Origin of the sequence: Bacteroides sp. 1_1_14, assembly GCF_000162515.1 — a bacterium.
GTDB classification, from domain to species: domain Bacteria; phylum Bacteroidota; class Bacteroidia; order Bacteroidales; family Bacteroidaceae; genus Bacteroides; species Bacteroides thetaiotaomicron.
The window spans coordinates 606,402-613,678 of sequence record NZ_GG774703.1; the positions used below are offsets into that span (position 1 = coordinate 606,402).

Annotated in this window: 7 protein-coding genes; 6 read left to right on the forward strand and 1 reads right to left on the reverse strand. The window is 40.8% G+C overall.

From position 1 onward, the window contains the following. The first annotated feature begins 30 nt into the window (after positions 1-30). Genes HMPREF9007_RS18610 through HMPREF9007_RS27530 form a run of 5 tightly spaced genes read left to right on the forward strand, consistent with a single transcriptional unit; the run spans position 31 to position 4,030 of the window. Positions 31-1,449 carry a MotA/TolQ/ExbB proton channel family protein gene (locus HMPREF9007_RS18610; RefSeq protein WP_032850163.1) on the forward strand — a complete coding sequence of 473 codons (1,419 nt, stop codon included), beginning with the start codon at positions 31-33 and terminating at the stop codon, positions 1,447-1,449. Further along, positions 1,433-1,879: a biopolymer transporter ExbD gene (locus tag HMPREF9007_RS18605; RefSeq protein ID WP_008760581.1), complete on the forward strand. Its 447-nt coding sequence runs from the start codon at positions 1,433-1,435 to the stop codon at positions 1,877-1,879. Before HMPREF9007_RS18610 ends, HMPREF9007_RS18605 begins: the two co-directional genes overlap by 17 nt. Before the next feature lie 4 nt (positions 1,880-1,883). Further along, positions 1,884-2,309: a biopolymer transporter ExbD gene (locus tag HMPREF9007_RS18600; protein ID WP_008760582.1), complete on the forward strand. Its 426-nt coding sequence runs from the start codon at positions 1,884-1,886 to the stop codon at positions 2,307-2,309. After that, complete coding sequence (locus HMPREF9007_RS18595) at positions 2,284-3,807, forward strand: OmpH family outer membrane protein (RefSeq protein WP_008760583.1); 1,524 nt, start codon at positions 2,284-2,286, stop codon at positions 3,805-3,807. Before HMPREF9007_RS18600 ends, HMPREF9007_RS18595 begins: the two co-directional genes overlap by 26 nt. 1 nt (position 3,808) lies before the next feature. Next, positions 3,809-4,030 carry a hypothetical protein gene (locus HMPREF9007_RS27530; RefSeq protein WP_008760584.1) on the forward strand — a complete coding sequence of 74 codons (222 nt, stop codon included), beginning with the start codon at positions 3,809-3,811 and terminating at the stop codon, positions 4,028-4,030. Between the two features lie 34 nt (positions 4,031-4,064). On the opposite strand, the gene HMPREF9007_RS18590 is transcribed toward HMPREF9007_RS27530, so the two are convergent. Continuing rightward, a complete protein-coding gene (locus tag HMPREF9007_RS18590) occupies positions 4,065-6,755 on the reverse strand; it encodes a TonB-dependent receptor (RefSeq protein ID WP_008760585.1) in 2,691 nt (896 codons plus the stop codon). Between the two features lie 317 nt (positions 6,756-7,072). Between HMPREF9007_RS18590 and HMPREF9007_RS18585 the strand changes: the two genes are divergently transcribed. Continuing rightward, positions 7,073-7,277 (forward strand): beta-galactosidase (locus tag HMPREF9007_RS18585; protein WP_008760586.1); only part of this gene is annotated, 205 nt, incomplete at its 3' end.

Here is a 7,277-nt window from a genome sequence, read left to right on the forward strand (position 1 = left end):
TTTTAAATTTTAATAAATAATAGAATAGACATGAATTGCACAAAGATGAAAAGACTTTTTAGAAAAGGTACGTTGAGTATACTTCTTTTAGGAGTAATAACGTTTTTCACTTATCCGCTCTCAGCCCAAACAAATAGTAGATCCGGTAAAGGATTATATGAAATCTTTAGTACTAAAATACCGGACGGGGCGCAGTGGAAAGCTCAGGATAATAAATTTGTCCGTGATGGGGGATACTCTAAAAAATCAGAAAATTATATATATGTAGGAGCCTCTAAAAGTCCGGCAGAGTTGACCGGGCTATCCATTCCTATTCGCGAGAATCCGGGACCGGGTGAGTTTCGCTATATCACTTTTGCCTGGGTAAAATGGGGAGGTGATCAAATTGGAATGAAATTTCATGTTTCCGAAAAGTCTGCAAATCAAAAAGGCAAGAAATATGATTTTACTTATATAGCCGGCAAATCCAAGGATTTGATAAATCCGATGGAAGGTCTTAATCTCGGTGAGCTACCGGGACACTGGATGGTGATGACCAGGGACTTATGGAAAGATTTTGGTAATATTACGTTGACCGGTATTTCTTTTATCTGCCCGGAGAGGCGTGATGCGGGATTTGATGAAATCTTTCTCGCTAAGACACAGGATGATATAAAGAATGCTCCGAAAGTACTTCCGAGCGAAATTGCAACTCCGGTACCCGTTGATGGAGAAGAGGAAGGGCTGGTATATGAAGAGGGAACAACTAATGAGGATGAACAACCGCAAGGAGTACAGATTGACTGGGCTGCACAGATTAAAGCGGGAGGATTCATGATGTATCCGTTGTATTTGCTTGGATTGCTTGCCTTAGTAATAGCTTTGCAACGCTTGCTAACTTCAAGAGAAGGAAGATTGGCACCAAAAGGACTGCGTAAAACAGTCAGCGAATGCCTTGCACAAGGAGATTTGAAAGGTGCGATTGCAGCCTGTGATAAATACCCTTCCACATTAGGAAATTCGCTGCGTTTTATTTTCGAGCATGTGAAAGCCGGAAGAGAAGCTGTCAGCCAGACAGCTGGTGATATGGCCGCACGTGATATCCGTACACATTTGTCACGCATATATCCTTTGTCAGTCATAGCTTCCCTGTCGCCCCTTATCGGTTTGCTGGGAACAGTTGTCGGTATGATCGAAGCGTTTGGTCTGGTAGCATTGTATGGTGACGAAGGCGGCGCTTCTATATTGTCCGATTCTATTTCAAAAGCTTTGATTACGACTGCTGCCGGTTTGATCATCGCAGCTCCTGCCATTGCTTTGTATTTCATTATTAAAAATCGTATTATGAAATTGGCTTCTTTGATAGAAGTAGAAGTTGAAAATGTGATTACTACTCTCTATCTGGAAGGAGATTCGACGGATATGAACACACCGGGGAGTAAGGAGGAGAAGCATGAGACTAAACTATGATGAAGAAGACAAAGTAGAGGTGCAGATGTCACCCTTGATAGACTGCGTCTTTCTGCTACTGATCTTCTTCCTTGTGACTACTATGATGAAGAAGTGGGAAATGCAAATACCTTTATCACTTCCTTCAATGACTTCCAGCTTGTCTACCACCCGCGCCGGAGAGGAAGCTGTTATCATAGCAGTGGATGAGGAGAAAAATGTGTATCAGGTAGTAGGACATGATGCGTATACTGGTGAGAACCACTATGTGCCGATTTCTGATCTGAATACTTTCCTTACAGAACTCCGCAACAGTGAAGGTACGGAAATTGCTATTGATGTGGCGGCTTACCGGACTGTACCCGTAAATACGGTAATAGAGATATTCGATCAATGTCAAATACAAGGATTCACGCGTACGCGTGTCCGTTTGGGTAGTAAACCTTATTAAGCTTATGAGACTATCACTATTTAATAACGAAGATGAACCGGAAGTGTCTATGTCGCCCTTGATCGACTGTGTGTTTCTGCTATTGATCTTCTTTCTTGTCTCTACAATGACGAAGGTGAAAAACAGGGATATTTCAGTGGATCTGCCGACTTCGGAATCAGCTATAAAACTGAAACCGGATGATAAACAGGCTATTGTAGGACTGGATGCTGAAGGTAACTTCTATTGGGACGGACAACCTTGTTCGACTAATTTTATGATGGAACAATTGCGGGAGACCTGTATCTCTGATCCGGGTCGGCGTATCCGCATTGATATGGATAAAAACACTCCATTCGGACGTTTTGTGGAAGTAATGGATGCTTGTCAGTTTTATAATTTAACGAATATAGGAATACGAACATATGACGAAAACTACAACAGGGAGTAGCCGTCTGACGGTTATCCTATCATGGGTTATTGCGCTGGTCTGTCTGGTAGGAGGAGCGTTGTTTATCTGGCTGATGCCATCACCAGGACAGGGAGTTATTGACTTGCAAGCGAAAAAACAGAAATCTCCGAAAAGTATCAGTGATAAAATAAAGCAGGAGCAGGCTCAGCGGGAGCTTCCCGCTAATTATTCTGAGCAATTAGTGAAGCAGTCGGAAGTATTGGTCAAGAAAAATTTGGAAGATCAGCTTCGTAAATTTCAGGAAATGGCTAAGAAGATGAGGCAGCGGAAAAATGAATTGTTGACTAAAGTAGAGCAAAGAAAGTTACCACGTACGGCACCGGATGATGCTAATGATACTTCGAAAGCAAGGAATATTCCGCAGGCGGGCAAGTTATCTGCGAATCCGTCGGTAGATGATATGTATGCTCTTTTAAGAGAATATGAGGCTGAAATACAGCAGAACCATTTGGCTGCCAATGCAGCTAAACAGGCGCTTTCCAAGGGACTTTCGTTTCCCGAGGTTTATAGTTCTCTGAAGACAGGTTCTTCCCGTATGCCAAGTTTTGATGAACTGATTCGAATGCAGACTAAAGGAGGGGAATGGGCTACTTCAGCGGGAAGTAATGCCAGCGCAGGTCTGGAAATAAAAAGTACGGCAGACTTGAACAATTACCGTGGTCTGTTGGGACAAGCGACCCGACAAGCCGGACTTGCTCAATCTCGGTTGGAAAATCTCTTTGGAGTAGTGAAGCAGGTCGGAAAGCCCGGTGGCGGCTTTGGAATTGGCAATGGTCAGCCGGGCGGAGGTGAAGGCAGTGGCAATGGGAACGGTTTCGGTGGCATGGGGGAGGCAGCTCAGGGCAGTGGAAACAGACGTCCGATGAATGCTTATGCAGGTCCCCGGCTTAATCAGGAAATGGTAAAAGCTCAGGCATTGCCCGGACGGCGTTTCTCAAAAAGCGCGGATCGTAAAGGGTGGTTATATATTAACACATGGTATATGATAGGACCGTGGGAAAGTTTTGGGCGAGAGGACTTTTCGATTGTCCATCCGCCTGAGATATCTGTGGACTTTGATGCGGTATATACTGACGGACAAGTAGGTACAGGGGTGATGGAAACGGATTCTCATCCGATAAAGGTCATAGGGGAAGAAGTGTATTTGGATGGTACGCTGCGATGGAAGTTTATGCAAAGTGAATCAATGCATAATACGGTTCCTGTCACTACCGGACATTCTACTTATTATGCTTATACGGAACTTTATTTTGATGAGGCTACTACCATGCTGGTTGCCATCGGTACGGATGATAGTGGCCGGGTATGGATAAATGGTAAGGATGTATGGCGCGATTATGGTACCAGTTGGTATAATATTGACGAACATATTACTCCTTTCCAGTTCCGTCAAGGGTGGAATCGTATTCTTGTGCGATTGGAAAATGGCGGAGGAGGAGCGTGTGGTTTCAGTTTCTTAATTATTCCACAAGAGTAAGATGACACACGTTGGCCGGCTTATAGAAGATGAACTACATCGACAAGGATTGTCTGTCACTTGGTTTGCAGAACAGCTTTGTTGTGCGCGGACCAATGTGTATAAAATTTTCAGGAAATCAAGTGTTGATACCGAACTCCTTTTGCGAATTTCTGATATCTTGCAATATGACTTTTTTCAATGTTACTCAGCGTGTTTAAAGAACAAAAAGGAAATGATGTAGTTGTGGATACATCATTTCCTTCTCTTTTATAATTTTAGTTTTGTACCGATTGTCGTTTTCTTTTTTGTCCGAAGGTATTGAACCGATACGCAATATATGCCATAAAATATACGTTAGAAGTACTGGATTCTCTGTCGGTGATAGAATTCTCGGAAATGGAACGTTCCGAACTTTCATTCTCACGAAGTATATCATATAGGTGAAATCGGACGGTTGCCTTTTTCTTCTTGAGGAAGCTTTTCGATATTTGTGCGTTCCATAGGGTGCGGTTAGTATCATTTTTACCGCCATATCCTCTTTTTAATCTACAATTGATATTGGATGAGATTTTTATATCCCAAGGTAAGTTTAAGTTTGCTTCAGTTCCGAATGTATAATCAAATGTTTCCCGTCGGTTCTCTTTTTTGATAGAATGTTCTGATTTTCGATATCTGACTTCTGCAGATAACTCAAAGTCAATCAGATCGCTACGGTAGCTCCCTTTTAAGCGTTCTGATAAAAAGAGGTTAGTCGTATTACTTTTAACTGCATCTGACTCTTTGTTGAGCACAGTGAAACCGACAGAGTTGCCGTAATTTGTATTGGTGTGTGTATTTACTGTGAATTTTTTGTTGGATAATGGAGTACTGAAGGTAAGCGAACCGTTTATTCGCCAGTTCCCGTTCACATTAGTCGGTTGGGTAGTCTGTCCTCCGGTATTTTCGTCATATGTGACAATACGTGTTGTACTATTCATTGTATTATTATAGGAGAGGTTAGCATTCAAACTGCGGGATGTTTCAGTAAAGTAAGTATTAAATGTAGCTGATATGTTGTTATTGAATGATGGTTTAAGTTCGGGGTTAGCTAGCCGTATGTTTAAAGGATCAGAAATATCTTTTTTTCTATATAAGTCGGTCATACCGGGTTGTGCCGTTCTCCCACGATAGTTTATTTTTAAGGTTGTTTGTTTAGAGAAGGTATACTTAAAGTTTATGGTGGGGGAGTAGTTTATTGCATTTCTGGATAAATACTCAAAGGTCGTGTCCCGCATATAGCTTTTATTTGTCGTTTTTTGTGCCTCAACTTCTATACCTATATTATAAAAATAGTTGGTGCGGATAGTACGGAAAAATATGCCGGTTTGGTGGGTGGAATATTTATTTTTGTAGCAATCACTGTGCGCTGTGTCAGGATATTGACTGTATGTATCTTCTTGTTTATCCCAGTCATAGGCATATTTTTCAGAGAGTGTGGAACGGTGTTGATAGCTATAATTAATTTCGATAAACCGATTGGTAAATACAGGTTCCATATATGTTATCTGAACTTGATATTTATTGTTTTTGTCAAGTTTTTCAATCCATTGGTTTAAAGTTTTTATACTATCACCATACTTCAAGTAATAAGTATTCAAAAGACTATACCGATCGGAATTGCCGTCATCCAGATCGTAATAAAGACGTAAGGCGATGTTTCTTCCTTTGCTGTTTAATTTGCGGTTTAACTGCAAAGAGCCATTGGTGGAGAATCTGTCATTCGTTTGGTGGTTTGTGGCTTCTTTCCGGTTGATAGGAGTTGACTCGTTGTTGAGCGTTTCTGAGAAGTTGCCTGAATTGGAGTTTCCTTTGGAAAAATTAAATGTCGGTCGATACATAATAGTGGTGAGGCTGTCTAATTTCCATTCGAAACGAAAATTAGCGGAAATAGCACTTGTCTTTCCATCGGATTGGTTGTTCTGCAGGGAAAACTGAGAAGTGTTGTCTGACAAAAAAGATTCTGTATGACGCTTGCTCCATGAATCGCGTTTATTTTCCCGGACTTCAATACTACCTCCATATTTGAGTTTCTGAGTATTCTGAGAATAGTTGGCACCTATTCTTTGATTGGAATTAATTCCATTGTCGTTGGCGGTACCATTGATTGATAAGTTCATTTTGTTTTTGAAACGATTGGCCATTCCTTTTGCCCTATAATGGTCGTCATTTCCATATCCTGCTTCAAAGTTACCATTCCATCCTTTTCTCATACTTGGTTTTACGCGTAAGTCGAGTACCATTTCTTCTTTACCGTCATCTACTCCGGTAATACGTGCCATGTCTGATTTCTTTTGGTAAGTTTTTAGTTGATCTATCATATCGGCTGGCAGTTCTTTTAAAACCGTATTGGGGTCGTTAAGGAAGAATTCTTCTCCGTTCATCATGATTTTTTTGACTTCCTGACCATTAATGATTAATTTCCCTTCTTCGTTTATTTCGGCTCCGGGTAGCTTTTTGACTAGTTCTTCCAATGCAGCACCTTCACTGACGCGGTAAGCGGAAGTATTATATGCGGTTGTATCACCTGTGACGACAACAGGCGGGGCTTGGGCTACAATGACGGTTTCGTTAAGAAGTACAGCATCAGGTTTCAACTCTATTTTGCCTAGTTGAACAATAGTCTGGGTTGTGTTTATTTGCAGGGGCTTATATTCGGTAGCGAAGCCTATGAAAGAAATTTTTAGCAAAAAACGTCCCGGGAGAGTTGTGAGTGAAAATTTTCCCTGTTCCAAGCTGGAAATGCCTTTTATATAATTACTGTCGGGCAAGGATAACAGTTGTATGGTAGCTTGCTCAACAGGGAACTGTGTGTCTTTTTCCAGGATACTCCCCTGTACTGTGACACGTTGAGTCTGTGCTTGAATATAAGCAGTATTTATGTATGATATAATTAATGTTATTAGTAGTATAAAAGTCGTTTTATTCATAAGGTCTCCCGTTATGAGGTGTTTTAGTGTTTATGGTATTTCTTGCAAATATCTTGATTTTTTCTGTAAAAAGAGTTCATAAAATGATAAATAAAGTTCATTTGAACGATATTCATACCCTTTTGACTTATTTGAGGACCTTTGTTTGCGCATAATACCTCATCTTTGCACCGTACTCAGTTTTCAATAGGTATTATTTTAGTTTTTAGGAACACTTGGATTATTTTCAAATTCGCTGTCGGTTTAATGGAAACATTAGCCGATAGTGAATTCTCTTTATTAAGTATGAGATATATCATGAAAACAATAGATAGAAAATGAAGAAACCTTTATTGTATTTACTTATTTTAGTAGTGGCTGTTCTTGGCAGCTCATGCTCTCAATCTTCGGAGGGCACATTTGAAGTGGGGAAGAATACTTTCTTGCTGAATGGAAAACCGTTTGTTGTAAAAGCGGCAGAGATTCATTATCCGCGTATCCCGAAAGAATATTGGGAACATCGTATTAAAATGTGCAAGGCAC

Coding starts and splice junctions, on each gene's coding strand:
- HMPREF9007_RS18590 (WP_008760585.1), bottom strand. CDS start 6,755: ATGAATAAAACGACTTTTATACTACTAATAACATTAATTATATCATAC.
- HMPREF9007_RS27530 (WP_008760584.1), top strand. CDS start 3,809: ATGACACACGTTGGCCGGCTTATAGAAGATGAACTACATCGACAAGGA.
- HMPREF9007_RS18595 (WP_008760583.1), top strand. CDS start 2,284: ATGACGAAAACTACAACAGGGAGTAGCCGTCTGACGGTTATCCTATCA.
- HMPREF9007_RS18605 (WP_008760581.1), top strand. CDS start 1,433: ATGAGACTAAACTATGATGAAGAAGACAAAGTAGAGGTGCAGATGTCA.
- HMPREF9007_RS18610 (WP_032850163.1), top strand. CDS start 31: ATGAATTGCACAAAGATGAAAAGACTTTTTAGAAAAGGTACGTTGAGT.
- HMPREF9007_RS18600 (WP_008760582.1), top strand. CDS start 1,884: ATGAGACTATCACTATTTAATAACGAAGATGAACCGGAAGTGTCTATG.